The organism is Bradyrhizobium sp. SEMIA (genome assembly GCF_014844175.1).
GTDB classification, from domain to species: Bacteria; Pseudomonadota; Alphaproteobacteria; order Rhizobiales; family Xanthobacteraceae; genus Bradyrhizobium; species Bradyrhizobium arachidis.
The window spans coordinates 7,645,113-7,663,210 of record NZ_CP046601.1 but is presented as its reverse complement, the minus strand read 5'-3'; the positions used below and the strand labels follow the sequence as shown (position 1 = coordinate 7,663,210).

Annotated in this window: 12 protein-coding genes and 2 pseudogenes; 3 read left to right on the top strand and 11 right to left on the bottom strand. The window is 59.9% G+C overall.

Translation table 11 applies throughout. From position 1 onward, the window contains the following. Nucleotides 1–101 precede the first annotated feature (101 nt). Nucleotides 102–1,118, top strand: a complete 1,017-nt coding sequence (locus tag FOM02_RS36825) for a patatin-like phospholipase family protein (protein WP_027564504.1) — start codon at nucleotides 102–104, stop codon at nucleotides 1,116–1,118. Between the two features lie 67 nt (nucleotides 1,119–1,185). Here FOM02_RS36825 and FOM02_RS36820 read toward each other — a convergent pair. The 11 genes and pseudogenes from FOM02_RS36820 to FOM02_RS36770 form a co-directional block, all read right to left on the bottom strand. Then, nucleotides 1,186–1,267, bottom strand: a pseudogene (locus FOM02_RS36820) (ABC transporter permease); the annotation flags it as partial. Nucleotides 1,268–1,433: 166 nt separating this feature from the next. Next, nucleotides 1,434–2,872 (bottom strand): annotated as a pseudogene (locus FOM02_RS36815) (tyrosine-type recombinase/integrase). Nucleotides 2,873–3,199: 327 nt separating this feature from the next. Then, complete coding sequence (locus FOM02_RS36810; RefSeq protein WP_027564503.1) at nucleotides 3,200–5,857, bottom strand: MGH1-like glycoside hydrolase domain-containing protein; 2,658 nt, start codon at nucleotides 5,855–5,857, stop codon at nucleotides 3,200–3,202. A 1-nt stretch (nucleotide 5,858) separates the two neighbouring features. Beyond that, nucleotides 5,859–7,925, bottom strand: a complete 2,067-nt coding sequence (gene tkt, locus FOM02_RS36805) for a transketolase (protein ID WP_027564502.1) — start codon at nucleotides 7,923–7,925, stop codon at nucleotides 5,859–5,861. 143 nt (nucleotides 7,926–8,068) lie between these two features. Further along, complete coding sequence (gene zwf, locus FOM02_RS36800; RefSeq protein WP_027564501.1) at nucleotides 8,069–9,442, bottom strand: glucose-6-phosphate dehydrogenase; 1,374 nt, start codon at nucleotides 9,440–9,442, stop codon at nucleotides 8,069–8,071. Nucleotides 9,443–9,457: 15 nt separating this feature from the next. Beyond that, nucleotides 9,458–10,477: a phosphogluconate dehydrogenase (NAD(+)-dependent, decarboxylating) gene (gene gnd, locus FOM02_RS36795; RefSeq protein WP_027564500.1), complete on the bottom strand. Its 1,020-nt coding sequence runs from the start codon at nucleotides 10,475–10,477 to the stop codon at nucleotides 9,458–9,460. Between the two features lie 75 nt (nucleotides 10,478–10,552). Further along, nucleotides 10,553–12,199 carry a glucose-6-phosphate isomerase gene (gene pgi / locus FOM02_RS36790; protein ID WP_027564499.1) on the bottom strand — a complete coding sequence of 549 codons (1,647 nt, stop codon included), beginning with the start codon at nucleotides 12,197–12,199 and terminating at the stop codon, nucleotides 10,553–10,555. Further along, nucleotides 12,199–12,918 carry an ROK family protein gene (locus FOM02_RS36785; protein WP_051377669.1) on the bottom strand — a complete coding sequence of 240 codons (720 nt, stop codon included), beginning with the start codon at nucleotides 12,916–12,918 and terminating at the stop codon, nucleotides 12,199–12,201. Before FOM02_RS36785 ends, pgi begins: the two co-directional genes overlap by 1 nt. A gap of 25 nt (nucleotides 12,919–12,943) precedes the next feature. Further along, the gene (gene tal, locus FOM02_RS36780; RefSeq protein WP_027564498.1) at nucleotides 12,944–14,029 is read right to left on the bottom strand and encodes a transaldolase; all 1,086 of its coding nucleotides are present in this window, start codon (nucleotides 14,027–14,029) and stop codon (nucleotides 12,944–12,946) included. Continuing rightward, the gene (locus FOM02_RS36775; protein ID WP_035729342.1) at nucleotides 14,026–14,724 is read right to left on the bottom strand and encodes an HAD family hydrolase; all 699 of its coding nucleotides are present in this window, start codon (nucleotides 14,722–14,724) and stop codon (nucleotides 14,026–14,028) included. Before FOM02_RS36775 ends, tal begins: the two co-directional genes overlap by 4 nt. A gap of 92 nt (nucleotides 14,725–14,816) precedes the next feature. Then, the gene (locus tag FOM02_RS36770; protein WP_027564497.1) at nucleotides 14,817–15,437 is read right to left on the bottom strand and encodes a histidine phosphatase family protein; all 621 of its coding nucleotides are present in this window, start codon (nucleotides 15,435–15,437) and stop codon (nucleotides 14,817–14,819) included. 327 nt (nucleotides 15,438–15,764) lie between these two features. On the opposite strand from FOM02_RS36770, the gene FOM02_RS36765 reads away from it, so the two are divergent. Next, entirely contained in the window at nucleotides 15,765–17,585 is a 1,821-nt protein-coding gene (locus FOM02_RS36765) for a glycoside hydrolase family 15 protein (RefSeq protein WP_027564496.1), read from the top strand. A gap of 14 nt (nucleotides 17,586–17,599) precedes the next feature. Further along, a complete protein-coding gene (locus tag FOM02_RS36760) occupies nucleotides 17,600–18,064 on the top strand; it encodes a HEAT repeat domain-containing protein (protein WP_027564495.1) in 465 nt (154 codons plus the stop codon). The last annotated feature ends 34 nt before the right edge of the window (nucleotides 18,065–18,098 follow it).

Genomic DNA, 18,098 nt, shown 5'->3' with positions numbered 1-18,098 from the left:
TTCAGTCGCAAGAAGTGGAGGGACTGCACAGTGAAACGCCGCGAGTTCATTAGGTTGCTAGGCGGCGCAGCGGTGGCGCACAGCGTGGTCGGTAAGCGCTGATGGGTACAGCAAGCAAGACGGTCAACCTTGCTTTACAGGGTGGCGGTGCGCATGGCGCCTTCACCTGGGGCGTTTTGGATCGCCTGCTCGAAGATGAGCGGATGTCGTTTGAGGGGATCTGCGCTACCAGCGCTGGCGCCATGAACGGCACGGTCATGGCGTACGGCCTGACGATAGGCGGCCGCGAAGGCGCAAAACTCACTCTCGCCGAATATTGGCGCCGCATCAGCGAAGCTGCAGTCTGGGGACCGCTGCAGCCGTCCATTTTCGATCGTCTGTCGCAAAATCATTCGATCGAGAAATCGCCAGCCTTCATGTTCTTCGACATGATGACACGACTGTTGTCACCTTATCAGTTTAACCCATTGAACTATAACCCGTTGCGTGACGTGCTCGAGAAGACCATCGATTTCGACCGACTGCGCAGGGAGAGTGTCGTCAAGCTGTTCCTTTGTGCGACAAACGTCCGCACTGGAAAGGTGAAGATCTTTGAGAACCATGAGCTCACCGTTTCCGCCGTTCTCGCTTCCGGGTGCCTTCCGCAGCTCTTTCAGGCTGTTGAAATCGATGGCGAAGCCTATTGGGATGGCGGCTACATGGGCAACCCAGCAATCTTCCCGCTGATCTATGGCTGCCAATCCACCGACATCATTGTTATTCACATCAATCCAATTGTGCGTGGGGAAATTCCTCGCACGGCGAGCGATATATTAAACCGATTGAACGAAATTAGCTTCAATTCGTCGCTGATGCGCGAGATGCGAGCAATTGCCTTCGCCAACAAGCTCGTCAGCAGAGGCGCGCTGCACGACGAGATAAAGACGATGCTGATTCATGCCATAGAGGCGGAATCGTTCATGAAAGGCCTCGGCGTCGCCTCCAAGTTTAATGCAGACTGGGAGTTTCTCACCTATCTGCGCGACGTGGGCCGTACCTGCGCTGAGGAGTGGTTAGCCGCAAATTATTGCCATATCGGTGTGCGTTCGACCATCGACATTCACGGCAGATACTTGTAGCGCGTTTAAATTGGTGCAGCAATACAGCAATGCCTTAACGAGGCCAAGACGGCGACCCGAGAGGAAGATACATGTACTGCCGCGCATCGGCCACCATCAGCCCCCATTCCGATGCAGGCGGCTGCGCCGACGCCGAGGAAGCTGCGGGTTATGCACGAGATGGCGTCCGCTTGTGCCCGTCACGTCTCAAATGTTGATTTGCAGCGAATGTCGGCATTGGTGGTTGTGCCTCCCCGAACCGAACCAGTTTACCGTTTTCTCCCGCCGCTCGAGCGCGTGCGCTTATTTGACTTCCTCCGACGACGCTTCCTTACGTTAGCTCAAATTGGCCCATGATGGATTGGACCGATTCGTGAGCTCGGATAGCGTCGAGGTTTCAACGCACCGAGCCCCCGATTGATCCTTGCCGAATTTGAACAACGGGCGGGACTGCACCTTGTCTATTTGAAGCAGCCCGTTGGGTTGCTGCTCTCGGCTACCACCTCTTCCGAACCAATCCTGCAACGAGCTCTCCCGGGTAATCGCCGTGCCCACTGCGGCAAATACGGCGCTGCTGATCGCCTGCTGCTGGCTGCGCAGATGAGAAGCTTATGCCGCGTAATGTAGCCCGCGTTTACGCCGGGAATAGCATGGTTCATCAGGAGCTTGGCGTCGACCTCCGAGACACCTGCTGCTGTCGCAATCGTACGGAAGGTTTGGCGGAGGTCGTTACCCCACTTCGATAGCATTTCCCGGTCCTCCTTTGTCTCGGCCAAATGCCCCGACGCGCTATCGGCCGGAAATACCCAGTCTTGTGCCTGCACAGGATACATTTGCCTTCCGAACCGGATTGCGCGGGCGAGGCAGAGGACCATCTGACGGGACAATGGAATATCGAAAGCTTTCTTCTTGCCGCCCTTTGGTTTGGGAATGTGCAGCGTCCGCTGCCGAAAATCGATATGCTCTGGCTTAGCTTCCTGCAGCGCACTGGGCCGAGAACCGCAAAGGAGAGTAAAAAGGTGGAACTCTCTACGCACGGGGTTGTCGAGGGCGGCGAGCTCCACGAACCAGCCCTTAAGGTCGGCAGACCCCATCCCGGTGTTGCGGCGCTCCTCCTCATTCCAGTCAACCGCATCGGCTGGATTGTCTGACGGCAGCGACCTGTTCGTCTTCCGAGCATGATTGTAGATGGCCCGCAGGGTGCGCATGCTGCCATTGGCCATGTACGGCCCGTTCTCGCTTGTGACTTTATCGGGCTTCTTGGCCACGCTAGCCGGATCGGTTGCGAGCTCATAGAGGGTGGCGTCGAGCCATACCGCAAAAATTCGTTCCACGTGATCGCGGTAGCCTTCGATAGTCTTTTCGCTGCGGTTCTTCCGGACCAGATGCGCCTCGAGGTACCGCTCCCAGGCCTGCCTGAGAGTGATGCTCGCGGTTGTACCGCCACTTTCCATAGCCGGAGCCGGACTCGTCACTTCGGTTTGCTTGTTGTCCTTCGGATGCCGTCCCCGGCTAATCTGCGCCAAATACTCCTTGGCGGTTGCGCGCGCAGCTCGGGTCGACATCTCACTAGCGTCGCCAATGGAAACCCTAATGGATGAAGCCCGCTTGCCGCCCCGCCTGAGGTCACCCTGGACGGTAAAGGTCCTCCTTCGCTTTCCGATGACCACGAAAAAGCCCTTCAATTCTGTATCGCGCGCCAGGTACCAGCCTTCCTTCGGAGCGGGTAATTGAGCGATTGTCTTGTCGGTGAGAGAGATTCGAATATCGGTCATGACGAGAGTCCACGGCCGCCAAAACGGTTTTCAAACGGTGTTGGCGGATTGAGCAGTTGGAAGGCTTGAGTTCGACGGAGCGCGAAGCTATGCGAGAAACATCTATGAACAAAGGGCTTCTCGAGTACTCGTCGCAGCGCGGCGTGCATTCGGAAACTGCGGAGAAGCGATGGTGTTGAACTCTTAATCAGCGGGTCCCAGGTTCGAGCCCTGGTGCGCCCACCATCCCGAAAGCGTTGTTCTTCAATAAGTTACAGGAAGAACTGCCGAGAACGAAATGGGTCTCGTGCGACTTTTTCTTATGATCGGACGCCGCACGGGCGTTCATTACTTCTGAGCACTTCGGAACCGCCGATTTGCCACCAGTGCGCCGGCCAGTGCCGTCCATCCGGTCTGATGCGAGGCGCCAAGTCCTTCGCCGGTATCGCCGTGAAAGTATTCGTAGAAGAGCAAAGAATCGCGCCATGCCCCATCGCGCTGGAAGCGCGAATTCGATCCCAGTGCTGGTCGCCGGCCGTCTGAGTCTCGGAGGAATAATCTGAGCAATCGGCGTTCGAGTTCTTCGGCCACTTGCTCGAGACTTGCCTGCCTACGCGATCCTGTAGGCAATTCAACCGTAAAGTCTTCGCCAAGGTTGGTATGAAGATGTCGTAGCGACTCGATCGCGAGAAAATTGAGCGGAAGCCAAATCGGTCCGCGCCAGTTTGAATTGCCGCCGAACAGCCCTGTTCGAGATTCGCCAGGCTCATAGTCAAGACGGGCAACATGTCCATCCGTGTTGACGATAAGTGGATGTTCGCGGTGGTAACGCGACAAGGATCGCAGCCCGTAAGACGACAAAAATTCTGATTCGTCGAGCATACACGCGAGAATCCGCTTCATGCGCGACTTGCCCACCAGCGAGATCAGCCGAGGGCGTTCATTGGTTGCAGGCGTGTGCAGGAATTCTGCAAGGCCAGGCTTGTTCTCGATGTACCAGCGCGCGCGCTTGCGGAACATCGGCAGTCGGTCCCACAGCGCCGCATCGAGCTCTACGGCCGCAAAGATTGGCAACAGTCCCACCATAGAACGCGCGCGCACCATGAAAGTCGAGCCGTCGCGCTTGCGAAGCCGATCGTAGAAAAAGCCGTCTTGGTCGTCCCACAGCTTGTTCATAGCGGCTGCGATTAGGGCGAAATGCTCGAAGAACTTTACCGCGACGTCCTCGTAGCTAGGCTGATGGTTGGCAAGCAGGAGTGCCATCTCCAGCATGTTGAGACAGTACTTAGCCATCCAGGCGGTGCCATCCGACTGTTCCAGTACATCGCCGTCAGGGTGCATTTGCGAGCGGTCGAACGGGCCGATGTTGTCGAGCCCGAGAAAGCCGCCCTCGAACACGTTGTCGCCATACGTGTCTTCTCGATTTACCCACCAGGTGAAGTTGATCAGGAGTTTTTGAAACGCGCGAGCAAGAAAGTCGAAGTCGGTACCGCCATCGATCCGGAACACCGCAAGCGTGGCCCACGCCTGAACTGGCGGATTCACGTCTCCGAAATTCCATTCATATGCCGGCAACTGGCCGTTCGGGTGCATGTACCATTCGCGCGCCAGCAGCAGCATTTGATGCTTCGCTGCTGAGGGGTCGATGTGCGCCAGCACCACGCAATGGAAGGCGAGGTCCCAGGAGGCATACCATGGGTACTCCCATTTGTCGGGCATGGCGATGATGTCGTGGTTGTTGAGATGGCGCCAGTCAGCGTTGCGACCAGACGCGCGAGCCTCGGGCGGACGTACGGTATCGCCGTCGAGCCAGCGCGCGACGTCGTAGTGATAGAACTGCTGGCTCCACAGCATGCCGGCGAACGCCTGTCGCATCACTGCGGCCTCATCGTCGCTCGTACCGTCAGGGGTCAGCGCTGCATAGTACTCGTCTGCTTCGCGCCTACGCTCGGCATGGATTCGCTCGAAGTCTGCTCCGAGGTTCGCAGCCTGGTCGCGTCCATCACGTGCCAGGCGAAGCCTGAGCTCGACCGTTTCGCCGGCCGCGACTTTGAGGCGATACCAGCAGGCCATTTTTGTACCCCGCCTCGCAGGATTTACGGTCGCCGCACCATGAACGACATGGTCGTTGATGCCGTCCTTCGGATAGGGCGTCTGCTCGGTGGTGGCGCCATACAGGTATCGGGCATTGGTTTCGTTTTCACAGAACAGCAAGGGCGGCGGCCTTCCGGCCGGGTCCGCCCCGGCAGTGAAGCGCCAGCGGCCCAGCAGTTCTTCTTCAGCGATCGCGCCGACGTTGCCGGTCTCAGTCGTCGCCTGGATAATCGGCCGCGCGATGCCAGCCTCCCAGGACCAGCGGTTGCGGAACCACAGTGTTGGAAGCACCTGAAGCTCAGCCGCTTCGGGTCCGGCGTTTCGAACGCTGATGCGCACGCATACGTCATCGGGTGATGCTTTGGCGTAATCCGCCGTGATCTGCCAGTAACGATCCCCTTCGAAAACACCGGTATCCAGGAGTTCAAATTCGGGCTCGTCCCTGTTGCGCCTTGCGTTCTCCTGCCGAAGCAAGGCGTGGGGAAACTCCGTATGGGGGTAGTGGTAGCGCCAACGAAGCCACGAGCTGGTCGGTGTTGCGTCGATATACCACCAGTATTCCTTGGCGTCCTCGCCGTGATTTCCTTCTGGACCACCGAGACCGAAGATGCGTTCCTTCAGGAAGGGGTCACGTCCATTCCAAAAGGAGAGAGCAAAACACAGGCGCTGCGATTGATCGCAAAGCCCGGCAAGACCGTCCTCGTTCCACCGATAGGCGCGCGAGCGCGCGTGTTCGTATGGGAAGTATTGCCAGACTTTGCCATCGGCACTGTAGTCTTCGCGCACGGTGCCCCAAGCGCGCTCACTAACGTAGGGCCCGATCGCTTTCCAGTCGCCGGGAGTATCGGGCGAGGAGTCGGCAAGCCTTGCATGCTCAGCCGAACGGGGGCGACGTTGCCCGACATCGTCCATGCTATGCGGCTTTCGAGGGTTGCAACAGCGCCTTAGCCGTCGCGACGATATGATCGACGGTGAATCCGAACTCCTGCTGCAACGCCTTCAACGGAGCGGAAGCGCCAAATGTGTGCATGCCAATGATTCGGCCAGTTCTCCCCACGTACCGCTCCCAGCCGAATGTGGACGCCTGCTCGATCGCAACGCGGGCCGTGATCTCAGGTGGCAAGACGTCATCGCGGTATTCCTGGGTCTCGCGTTCGAAGACATCCCAGGACGGCATCGAGACCACGCGCGAGCGGATGCCATCCAAGCTAAGTCTCTCATGAGCGTCGGCCGCGAGACTCAACTCGCTGCCGGTGGCAATCAAGATGATGTCCGGCTTGCCCTGAGGGGGGTCGGCAAGCACGTAGGCGCCTCGCGCCACCCCGGATGCCGATGCATATTTGCTGCGATCGAGGACCGGTAACGGTTGGCGAGACAGCGCCAACAGGGCTGGCCGATGACGAAGCTGCATGACGTAGCGATAGGCCTCGACCACTTCGTTGGCATCACCCGGCCGGAACAGCGTCAGACCTGGCATTGCTCGCATTGAGGCGAGCTGCTCGATCGGCTGGTGCGTTGGGCCATCTTCGCCATCGCCCATAGCATCATGGGTAAAAACAAACACCACCGGTAATTCCATCAGCGCAGCGAGTCGCATCGCGGGCCGAGCGTAATCGCTGAAGATCAGGAATGTCGCGCCGAACGGCCGCAGTTTCGACAGTGCGAGACCGTTCAGGATTGCTGCCATCGCATGCTCGCGGATGCCGAAATGCAAATTCTTGCCACCCGGTGTGGCGGCCTGAACATCTCCTGCGCCTTCATAGGTCAAAAGCGTCTTGGTCGATGGACCCAGATCGGCCGAACCGCCGATTAACCAGGGAACGTTCTGCGCCAGAACGTTCAGGACCTTTCCCGAAGCTTCACGACCCGCGACGCCCTTCGAATCCGCTTGGAATATCGGCAGGTTGCGGTCCCAACCTTCCGGAAGTATGCGTTGTTGCATCTGGTCGATCTCGGTTGCCAGCGCCGCATACTTCGCACGGTAACCAGCGAATAGGTCCTCCCATCTACGACGAGCCTCAGCGCCTCGCACGCCAACGCCGGCGGCAAAATGTTCGCGAACGCCGTCTGGCACGAGGAAATCCGAGTTTTCCGGCCAACCGTAGGCGCGCTTGGTGAGCTCGACTTCTTCAACACCGAGCGGCTCGCCATGTGCCGCAGCAGTATCGTGGCGGTGTGGCGAGCCATATCCGATGTGACTACTGAGTATCACCAGCGTCGGTCGGCCTTTCGTATCCCGGAACGTCGTCAAGGCCCGTTCGATGCCCGCGATATCGTTGGCATCACTAACGTACAGGATGTTCCAGCCGTAGCCGGTGAAACGGACGGCTACATCTTCCGTGAAGGCTAGCCGGGTGCTGCCTTCTATCGTGATATGATTGTTGTCGTAGATCCAGCACAGGTTATCGAGGCCGAGGTGGCCGGCCAGCGATGCCGCCTCGGAGCCGATGCCTTCCATCAGGCAGCCGTCGCCGCATACGCTGTAAATGTCGTAGTCGAAGATGGCAAAGTCCGGCTTGTTGTACCGCACAGCGAGCCAGCGCTGAGCGATCGCCATACCGACGCTGGTCGCGATACCTTGTCCGAGCGGGCCGGTGGTGGTCTCGACGCCGGATACCAGATGGTATTCAGGATGTCCTGGCGCGTGACTCCCAAGCTGGCGAAAGCGGCGGATATCGTCGAGGGTAACAGCAGGCCTTCCCAACGTCTCGTACTCGGCATTCACGGCCTGCGTGCGGGTAAGGTAAAGCACGGACCACAGCAGCATCGACGCGTGGCCGTTCGACAGCACGAAGCGGTCGCGACCGGGCCAGATCGGATCTTGCGGATCGAACTGCATGACTCGATTCCAGAGCGTATAGACAAGTGGCGCAAGCGCCATCGGCGTGCCCGGATGGCCGGAGTTCGCGGCCTGAACTGCGTCAATCGACAGTGTGCGGATGGTGTTGATCGCGAGTTGGTCGAGTTCGGCGTCCGTCATGGCTGATTCCCTCCCGCGGGTGTCGAGTACATGGCCGCTCGCGCGCCAACCGGTGTGCGTGCATCGTTAGTAATAGGTTGCCGCCATCAGCCAACAGAGCCGGGATCGAGGAGCACTTCGATCTAAATTCCTCGTTCCCTGCGTTACAGGACCGTCGGGTTGTGCCAACCGCCCGGCGGCGTGACATTCTTGTCCACTTCGTGAGGCCCCCAGCTTCCGGCATGGTATTCGTAGACCGGTGTCGTCATCTTCAAGACCGGGTCGACAATCCGCCAGGCTTCTTCGACGTAGTCCTGTCGTGCAAACAGCGTCCGATCGCCGTTCATCGCGTCGCCGAGCACGCGTTCATATGCATCCATCTCCTCTGGGCCAGGGCGACGGCTGGCCAGCAATTCGACTGGATTTCCGACCTCGCGATCATCATCGTCCATCACCATCGTGCCGAGAGCAATGGCCATGTCGGGATTGACGCGGAACCGCAAATAATTGGGTATCGCGGCGCTATGCGGGAAGATCCGCGGCGCCTCACGGAGGCGCACGATCACCTCCGTGCAAGTGACGGGAAGCAATTTTCCGGCTCGGATGTAAAATGGCACTCCCTGCCAGCGCCAGGAGTCGATCTCCAGCCGGAGCGCGGCGAACGTCTCCACCTGCGACTCCGGAGCAACGCCCGGCTCCTGCCGGTAGCCGCGAAACTGTCCGCGCACCAATTCGTTTTCAGCGATCGGCGGAATCGACCTTAGAACCTTGGCTTTCTCGTCACGCAGCGATTCGCTATCCGATCGCGCCGGCGGCTCCATCGCGAGATTCGCCAACACCTGAAACAGATGATTTTGGATAACGTCGCGAATTGTGCCGGTTTGGTCATAGAAGGCGCCGCGACCCCGCACTCCGAAATTCTCCGCCATCGTGATCTGCACGCTGCTTACGAACTTGCGGTCCCAGAACGACTCCAGGAAGGCGTTTGCGAAGCGAAAGAAGACCATGTTGTGAACAGGTCGTTTTCCGAGATAGTGGTCGATGCGGAAGATGTGATCTTCGTCGAACCTGGCGAGCAGGATCCTGTTGAGATTGCGTGCGGAGGCGAGATCATGCCCGAATGGCTTCTCCACAATGACACGCGCGCCGTTTGTGCAATCGGCAGCGTCGAGATGCTCCACTACGGTTGCAAACAATGCGGGTGGGATCGCCAAATAATGTGCCGGCCGCTGCGCCGAACCGAGCTGCTTGCGAAGGGCGTCGAAGGTAGTGGGGTCCGCATAGTCGCCGTCTACGTAACGTAAAAGACCGGCTAGCTTGTCAAACGCAGCGGCATCGAGGCCGCCGTGCTTTTCGAGGCTATCTCGCACTCGAGCCTTGAGCTGATCAAGTGTCCAGCCGGCCTTTGCGACGCCGACGACGGGCACATCGAGATGGCCCCGCCTCAGCATGGCTTGCAGGGACGGAAAAATCTTCTTGTAGGCGAGATCGCCGGTTGCTCCGAAAAACACCAATGCGTCGGATTTGGGTTCGCTCAGGGCCATCTGGGTCACTCACTGGCTGGCTTTTTCCAGGTGTCCACCGAACTCGTAGCGCATCGCCGAAAGCAGCTTGTTCTGGAAATCGGCCTCGCCGCGAGAACTGAAGCGTTCATAAAGCGCCGTCGTCAGCACCGGGGCGGGCACTGCCTCGTCGATCGCTGCTGCGATGGTCCAACGTCCTTCGCCGGAGTCGGATACGCGCCCAGCGAATTTGGCAAGCGCCGAATCTTCCAGCAATGCCGTTGCTGTCAAGTCGAGAAGCCACGATGCGACCACGCTGCCGCGCCGCCACACTTCTGCGATTTCGGGCAGATTCAGGTCGTACTGGTAGTGCTCGGGAACGCGAAGCGGCGTTGTCTCGGCGTCCGCCGCGTGCGTCTGCTTGCCAATGTTCGCGGCGCGCAGGATGCCAAGTCCCTCGGCATACGCCGCCATCAGCCCGTACTCGATACCGTTATGGACCATCTTGACGAAATGACCGGCTCCGTTTTGCCCGCAGTGGAGGTAGCCATGCTCGGAGGTGCCGGCGGCGGCGTGCTCTCGTCCCGGCGTGCGCGGGATTTCGCCGACACCCGGAGCGAGGGTCTTGAAGACCGGATCCAGCCGCTGCACCGCCTCGTCAGGGCCACCGATCATCATGCAGTAGCCGCGTTCAAGACCCCACACACCGCCGCTGGTCCCGACATCGACATAATTGATGCCCTTCTGCGCCAGTTCCTTGGAACGTCTGATGTCATCGATGTAGTAGGAGTTGCCGCCATCGATCAGAGTGTCGCCGGCTTCAATCAGCGGAAGCAGATCGCGGATCGATTTATCCACGACGGCCGCAGGAACCATCAACCAGATCGCGCGCGGCTTTTCGAGCTTCTTCACGAAATCCGAGAGCGAGGAGCTTCCTGTGGCGTTGTCTTTCACCAGTTCCGCAACGGCGTTCGGCGACATGTCGAAGACGACACATTGGTGACCATGCCGGACAAGTCTTCGCACCATATTGGCGCCCATTCGGCCGAGGCCGATCATTCCGAGTTGCATGAGTGGCTCCTGTTTTTATGCTGCGGCGTTATTATCTCCCCGTGCGCTGGCAACCTGGCGTGCCGAGATCAGTGTCTAGTGCAACTTGTCCCTGAACCTGCGATGTCGGCGGATCAAGGCGTTGGTCGAGCTGTCGTGGACGAATTTGGGTTCGGCTTCGTTGATGAGTTCCGGGATGATGCGTTGCGCCAGCACCTTGCCGAGTTCGACGCCCCATTGGTCGAATGAATCGACTTGCCAGATCGCGCCCTGAGTGAAGACGTTGTGCTCGTACAGTGCGATGAGCTTGCCCAGCGCTGCGGGTGTCAGCTGTTCCATCAGTATCGTATTGGACGGTCGGTTTCCCTCGAATACGCGATGCGGAACGAGCCAATCGGCCGATCCCTCTGCGCTTACTTCGTCAGGTGTCTTGCCAAACGCTAGCGCCTCGCCCTGCGCGAAGACGTTCGCGAGCAACATGTCGTGCTGCTGTCCAAGTCGGTTGAGTGTCTTGTGAAAGGCAATGAAGTCGCAGGGAATGAGACGGGTGCCCTGGTGAATGAGTTGGTAGAACGAATGTTGACCGTTGGTCCCGGGTTCACCCCAATAGATCGGACCGGTGTCGTAGCTGAGAGGATGACCCTCGATCGTGACGTGCTTGCCGTTGCTCTCCATCGTCAACTGCTGGAGATAAGCCGGAAACCGTTTCAGGTACTGCTCGTAAGGTAGCACCGCTACGGTCTGGGCGCCGAAGAAATTATTACTCCAGATGGCAAGCAGCCCCATCAGTACTGGCAGGTTTCGCTCGAACGGCGCGGTGCGGAAATGCTCGTCAATTTCATGGAAGCCGCCGAGCATGGCGCGAAAGTTGTCGGGACCGATGGCGAGCATCGTCGAAAGTCCGATCGCCGAATCCATGGAGTATCGACCGCCAACCCAGTCCCAGAAGCCGAACATGTTGGCGGTGTCGATGCCGAACTTCGTCACTTCCTTCGCATTTGTCGACACCGCGACGAAATGCTTCGCGATCGCCTCCTCGTCGCCAGCAAGCCCCGCGAGCGACCAGCTGCGCGCGCTCCCGGCGTTGGTCATGGTCTCGAGGGTTGTGAAGGTCTTGGAAGAGATGATGAACAGCGTCTCCGCAGGATCGAGATCGCGGGTCGCTTCCACAAAATCGGTGCCGTCCACGTTGGAGACGAACCGGAACGTCATGGCGCGATCGCTGTAATGCTTGAGCGCCTCGTAGGCCATCACCGGCCCCAGATCGGAGCCGCCGATGCCGATGTTGACGATGTTGCGGATTGGCTTTCCGGTGTGGCCGCGCCACGCACCGCCGCGTACGCGATTGGAAAAATCGGCCATGCGGTCGAGCACCGAATGGACCTCGGGCACGACGTCCTCGCCATCGAGCGGGATCGATTGCCCCTTCGGCGCGCGGAGCGCGACATGCAGGACCGCCCGCTTTTCCGAAACGTTGATCTTCTCGCCTCTGAACATTGCATCGATCCGAGCGCGGAGCCCAGACTGTTCGGCCAGTTCCAATAGCAGAGCCAGCGTCTCGTCGGTAATGCGGTTCTTCGAGTAGTCGAGGTAGAGTCCGGCTGCTTCGACCGTCAGGCGCTCGCCGCGTTTGGGGTCTTGAGCAAAGAGCTCGCGCAGATGCAAGCGATCGATCGTTTGAAAATGGGCGGACAAGGCCTTCCAGGCAGGAAGCTCGGTGACCGTTTTCGTCGTAGTTGCCATTATCGCTCCTTTTGACGCGCCATGGCGGCTTGCGCAGTCTGTTTGCGCGAGCGAGTGATCTTTTCCTTCGGCGGACCTTCCCACATCCTGAAGCCGCCCTTGAACGCGTTGGCATTATCTCCAAGACGGCATAATGGTGGCAGTGTTTTCAACTTCGTCGCGTTGCCGCCGCCCAACACGACGTCCTCGGGTTGGAGAGCCGCAACCAAAGATTCAACGACATCTTCGACGTGCTTCCGCCATGCTTTCCTGCCAAATTCCTCCAGCGCGCGGGCGCCGACATAATCTTCGTAGGTCCGCTTCTTGTAGGCGAGGTGCGCTAGCTCCATCGGCTCGACGATGCCATCGACGATCATCGCCGAGCCGAGTCCCGTCCCGAGCCCGAGAAACAGCATTTTTCCGCTCCGGTAGCTGCCGAGCGCCTGCATCGCCGCATCGTTGATGACTTTCGTTGGCAGTTTGAATGCCGCAGCGAAGTTGAAGCCCATCCAGCCCTTTCCCAGATTGTGAGGTTCCGCCATAGGCCGGTCATGCACGACCGGGCCCGGATAGCCAATCGAGACGAGGTCATACTCCCAGCCATCGGCCAGCTTTTTCACGCTCGATACCATCTGCCGGGCCGTCAGGGTCGGCCCGGAGTCAATTGCTCGTTTAACTTTTTCGCCGGAGGCAAGGATCTTGACGTGGGTGCCGCCCACGTCAACGACCAGTATGTTCATGGAAGACCTTTGTCTCGATTGGAATTTAGCTTGCCTTCTTGAGCACCTCGGTCTTGGCGGAGATGACACTCATCAGCTCATTCCAGGATTTGACAAACGATTTGGCGCCCTCATCCTGCAATGTCGCTGCTAGCGCTTCGATGTCGACGCCGGCCTTCGCGAATTGCGAGAGTACCTCTTCGGAATCGCCGCCACTGGAGGGCAACATCTCTCCAATCTCGCCGTGATCGGCGAGGGCCTTAACCGTGCCTTCCGGCATGGTGTTCACCGTGAGCGGCGCGGCCAGCGCTTTGACATATAAGACGTCGGACGCTGCCGGGTCTTTGGTTCCTGTGCTCGCCCATAACAGGCGCTGTGGCCGTCCACCCTCGTTGTAGATGCGCCGCAAACGGGCTGAGGAGAGCAATTCGCACGCCGACTTGTAGGTTCGTTTCGCGACCGCGATACCGAGCTGATTGCGCAATTGCGCAGGCACCTCGTTCGCTATGGCGGCATCCCAGCGGCTGACGAAGACCGACGCGACGGATCCAACATCTGGATTCAGGCCGGCTGCGATGCGCCGCTCGATGCCGCGCAGATATGCCTCGGCGGCAGCGAGATAGTGCTCCCGGCTGAACAATAGCGTCACATTCACGGGCACGCCGGCAAAGATCGTTTCTTCGATGGCGGGCAATCCTTCTCGTGTACCGGGTATCTTGATGAAGAGGTTGAGGCGTTTCGCTTGCGCATGCAGTTCCTTGGCCGCCGCGATTGTGCTGGCCGTGTCATGCGCGAGAAGGGGCGAGACCTCGAGCGAGACCCACCCGTCTACACCATTGGTGCGTTCCCAAATCGGGCGGAACAGGTCTGCTGCCTGGACAAGATCTTCGATGGCGAGCTCGAAGAATAGCGTCTCGCCCGACTTTCCCTCGGTGAGCTTGCTGCGGATCGCTGAATCATAGTGAGAGCTGTTCTTGATCGCTTGGTCGAAGATTGTCGGGTTCGATGTGAGTCCCGTCAGCGAGAAGTCGGCGATGTAGCGCCTCAAAGTGCCGCTGGTCAGCAGCTCGCGGGTGATGTTGTCGAGCCAAACGCTCTGTCCGAGTTCGTGGAGCTTTTGCGTTGCCTTCATCTTTTCACCTTCGCAGCTTCGAACAGTGGGGCGGCCGCAAGCAGGCGACCCAGATCGTAGTCGAGTAGGTCTCCGATCCGGTCCACAGTCACGTCGGGTGTGGCGAAGGAGGCCAGGGCGTTCACGTTGTGTGCATATTGTCCTTGTCGGGGAAGGACGGTGGTGACGCGGTTGCCCCAGGCCTCCTTGACCGCGGCAAGGATACGCGGCTTGTCATCAACTAGAACGTAGTGCAGCGCCGGATAGCGGGCCTCGACATCATCGAGCGCGAGTTCCTTGTGGATGTAGATCAGCACGTGTGAGTTGACTGCCTCCGAAAGTCCCGAGCGCTCAACCTTGCGGGGTTGAAAGACGACGTCGCCATCGGTGAGAAGGACGGTTGGGCCCCACTGACGTAGTCGTTCGAGCACATCCAGGGATCCCGGATACAAACGGTTGGCGAACGGGTAATCGACCAGGAATGACGACATGGACAATAGATGCATGTCCTGCGGGTGTTCGACACGGTACCGCTGGAGTGCACCGAGATAGTCTCGATACCCCAGTTCTTGGAACAGCTCCTCCAGAATTGCCCAGTACCGATCGCGACAAGGGGCACCGTACCGGCGCTCGAGGTAGGCCTTGATGTCGGCCTGGATGCGGTCGTTATCGAGGAGCGTATTGTCGACATCGACCAGAAAGACGACCTGGTTCATCGGCCTTACCCTTACGCAACTCTCTGCGATATGCTCATCGTACGCGCGTAACACGCACGGACATTTCAAGACTATGTTACTCCGACTAGCGCTTAGTGAGCGAAGCTTCGTGCGAACCGACCTTCGACGTGCCCGGTGTCATTCCACAGCCGGATCGCTGGTTCTAACTGATCGTGTTCGTACCCGAGTATGCTCAGGCTTGCAGTGTCGAGTGTGAAGAGTCGTCCGGCCTCCGCATCGAGGCCTAACCAGCGTGCCGCCAGAACTCGGAGAAAATGTCCGCTCGAAAACAATAACACGTTACCTGGGACGTTGCGAACGCGCTCCACAATGCGATCGGCCCGGGCGCCAACTTGATTCGGTGTTTCTCCTCCTGGACAGCCGTCGCGAAACAATTGCCAGCCCGGACGCTCTTCATGGATCTCCTTTGTGCGACGCCCCTCGTATTGGCCGTAATTCCATTCCAGCAGATCGCGGTCGAGTTCCGCTTCGACGCCGAAGCCGGCCAACTCCGATGTCTGGACCGCTCGCTTCAAGGGGCTCGTGAACACTTTTGCGAAAGTGAAACCCAGCAACCGCGAGCGCAAACTTTGCGCATTGAGTTCGCCGCGCTCGGTGAGAGGCAAATCTGTGAGGCCAGTATGCTGGCCCGAGAGGCTCCACGCCGTCTCGCCATGCCTTGCAAGGCAAATGATCGGAAGGACGGCGTTCATGGTCTCGCCCCTTCAGTCGAGGCTTTCGGTGCAAAGCGTCGACGAACTCGGAACACTTCGTGTTAAGCGATATCTCTCGCGGGCCTCGCAGCACGCCGCGCTCTAGTGGGATCGAAAGCGTAGTCCGACTTCTTCAACCAAGCAACGGCAAGCACTGTAGCGGTGGGAAATTTCACGCCGACCACGTGTGCGACAGCGGTGTTGACGTGTTGCTTGGTGTAAATGACCCGGCCGCCGGCGAGATGAGCGAGGTTGCGAACCAAAAGGTTGCATTGACGATACGCCCATCTTGGGGCTCGATCAGCGCCGAGCGGAGGAGACGAGATCATGGGCTACAAGCCGATCGAATCCTACGGCGTCATCGGCGACCTGCACACCGTTGCCTTGGTTGGCATTGACGGGTCCATCGACTGGTGTTGCCTGCCGCACTTTGACTCGCCGAGCGTCTTCGCGGCAATTCTCGACGACCAGAAAGGGGGCTCATTCCGCATCGCCAGCCTCTACGAGGCGCAGTGCAAACAGATGTACATGCCTGACAGCAACGTCCTGGTGACGCGCTTTCTTAGCGACCAGGGCGTCGGTGAGGTCGTGGACTTCATGCCGATCCAAGGCGCGCGCGAGAGTAGAAAGATCCACCAGATCGTCCGGGTAGTGCGGGCGGTGCGCGGGTCGGTCCGCTTCCGCCTCGACTGCCGGCCGGCCTTCGACTTCGCCCGCCGGCCCCACCAGGTCGTCCTGGAGGGCCGGGGAGCGATCTTCGAGGCACGCGGCATGAAAGTCTCGCTCGTCAGCCGCTTCCCGCTTGGTCGGCAAGGCGACGGCGTCGCTGCCGAGTTCGTCCTCAACCCCGGCGAGACGACCACGTTCATCCTCCGCCAGGTGGAGGAGACTTGCCAAGACAGCGTTCATGATGGGGTCCTGCTTGAGGCGCGGCTGGTCGGCACGGAGGCCCTGACGCAGACCCTGGCCTTTTGGCGGCAGTGGCTGAGGAAGTGCAACTATTCAGGTCGCTGGCGCGAGATGGTCCACCGCTCGGCGCTGGTGTTGAAGCTGCTGACGTTCGCGCCGACCGGCGCGATCGTGGCGGCGCCGACCTGCGGGCTGCCGGAAGAGATCGGCGGGGTACGCAACTGGGACTATCGCTATACTTGGGTGCGCGACGCCGCTTTCACCAATTACGCCTTCCTGCGTCTGGGGCTGACGTCGGAGGCGGAGCAGTTCATGGCCTGGTTGGAGCAGCGGGCCGTCGAGGGCGCCCGGGGCGACCCGTTGCAGACTATGTATCGCATCGACGGTGGCCGCGAGCTGCCAGAGGAGGTCCTCGACCACCTCGATGGCTACCGCGGGTCGCGTCCCGTGCGAGTCGGCAACGCCGCTGCCGACCAGCTGCAGCTGGACATCTATGGCGAGCTGATGGATGCGGTCTACCTGTACGACAAGTACGGGACGCCGATCGCCTATGACTCCTGGCGTCACGTGCGCAAGATGCTGGACTGGGTGGCGAGCAACTGGGACCGAGCCGACGATGGCATCTGGGAGGTGCGCGGTGGACAACAGCAGTTCGTGTACTCCAAGGTGCAGTGCTGGGTGGCGTTGGACCGAGCGATCCGCCTTGCGCAGAAGCGGAGTCTGCCGCTGGATCGCGCCCGCCTGGCTACGGAGCGGGACCGCATCTACGAGACCATCATGACGCACGGCTGGAACACCGAGCGGCAGACGTTCGTGCAGCACTTCGCCACTGACGCGGTGGATGCGTCCAATCTGATCATGCCGCTCGTCTTCTTCCTGTCGCCGACCGACCCACGCATGCGCGGGACGCTGGATCGGATCATGGCGGAGCTGGTTTCCGACAGCTTGGTGCACCGCTACGAGATCGGCAGAGGAGCTGGCGACGGCCTGACCGGGAGCGAGGGGACGTTCAATATGTGTACGTTCTGGCTGGTGGAAGCACTGGCCCGGGCGGGCCGCGCCGAGGAGGCCCGCTTCATCTTCGAGAAGATGCTGACCTACGCCAACCACCTCGGCCTGTACGCCGAGGAGACGGGTCCGCGTGGCGAAGCGCTGGGCAACTTCCCGCAGGCATTCACTCACATCGGTTTGATAAGCGCCGCGTTCAACCTGGACCGCCGGCTAGGCGTTGGACCTTGAGTGGGGGGCGGGCCATGAGCGCGCAGATCGCTTATCTAGGGACTTCCGTTCCAGGCTGGGTGAGGGAGCTTTCGAGCAGCGATCCACTCCAGCGTCGCCTCGGTGCATATGCGCTGGGCGAGATCGGCCCGGCGGCAACCGAGGCTATGTCCGACCTCGCCGCTACCCTCCAGGACCCGGTTGCGTTCGTGCGCGTCTGGGCGGCGGCGGCCTTGGCCCGGGTGGTGCCGTCAGGTGGAGAGTCGATCACCGTCCTCGTCGCGGAGTTGGGCAACGAGCTTGCCTTCGTCCGCAGCCTGGCGGCCTGGCACCTCGGTCGCCTCGGTCCGGCCTTCCCGGGGATCGAACAAGCCCTCCGCCCCCTCCGACAGCTAGCGGGTGATGAGGATCCGAGCGTGCGAGTGGAGGCCGCGCTAGCGCTGGGGATGCTCGAGGGGAAGGGCGCCCCGCCGCCGGAGCTGAAGTCCTTGTGCACTTGAGCCTCCGGCGGCATCGCCTTGCACGGATTCGTTC

What these genes read in the sequence shown, in the direction of transcription:
- FOM02_RS36825 (WP_027564504.1), top strand. Translation starts at nt 102, where the DNA reads ATGGGTACAGCAAGCAAGACGGTCAACCTTGCTTTACAGGGTGGCGGT.
- FOM02_RS36810 (WP_027564503.1), bottom strand. Translation starts at nt 5,857, where the DNA reads ATGGACGATGTCGGGCAACGTCGCCCCCGTTCGGCTGAGCATGCAAGG.
- tkt (WP_027564502.1), bottom strand. Translation starts at nt 7,925, where the DNA reads ATGACGGACGCCGAACTCGACCAACTCGCGATCAACACCATCCGCACA.
- gnd (WP_027564500.1), bottom strand. Translation starts at nt 10,477, where the DNA reads ATGCAACTCGGAATGATCGGCCTCGGCCGAATGGGCGCCAATATGGTG.
- pgi (WP_027564499.1), bottom strand. Translation starts at nt 12,199, where the DNA reads ATGGCAACTACGACGAAAACGGTCACCGAGCTTCCTGCCTGGAAGGCC.
- FOM02_RS36785 (WP_051377669.1), bottom strand. Translation starts at nt 12,918, where the DNA reads ATGAACATACTGGTCGTTGACGTGGGCGGCACCCACGTCAAGATCCTT.
- tal (WP_027564498.1), bottom strand. Translation starts at nt 14,029, where the DNA reads ATGAAGGCAACGCAAAAGCTCCACGAACTCGGACAGAGCGTTTGGCTC.
- FOM02_RS36775 (WP_035729342.1), bottom strand. Translation starts at nt 14,724, where the DNA reads ATGAACCAGGTCGTCTTTCTGGTCGATGTCGACAATACGCTCCTCGAT.
- FOM02_RS36770 (WP_027564497.1), bottom strand. Translation starts at nt 15,437, where the DNA reads ATGAACGCCGTCCTTCCGATCATTTGCCTTGCAAGGCATGGCGAGACG.
- FOM02_RS36765 (WP_027564496.1), top strand. Translation starts at nt 15,765, where the DNA reads ATGGGCTACAAGCCGATCGAATCCTACGGCGTCATCGGCGACCTGCAC.
- FOM02_RS36760 (WP_027564495.1), top strand. Translation starts at nt 17,600, where the DNA reads ATGAGCGCGCAGATCGCTTATCTAGGGACTTCCGTTCCAGGCTGGGTG.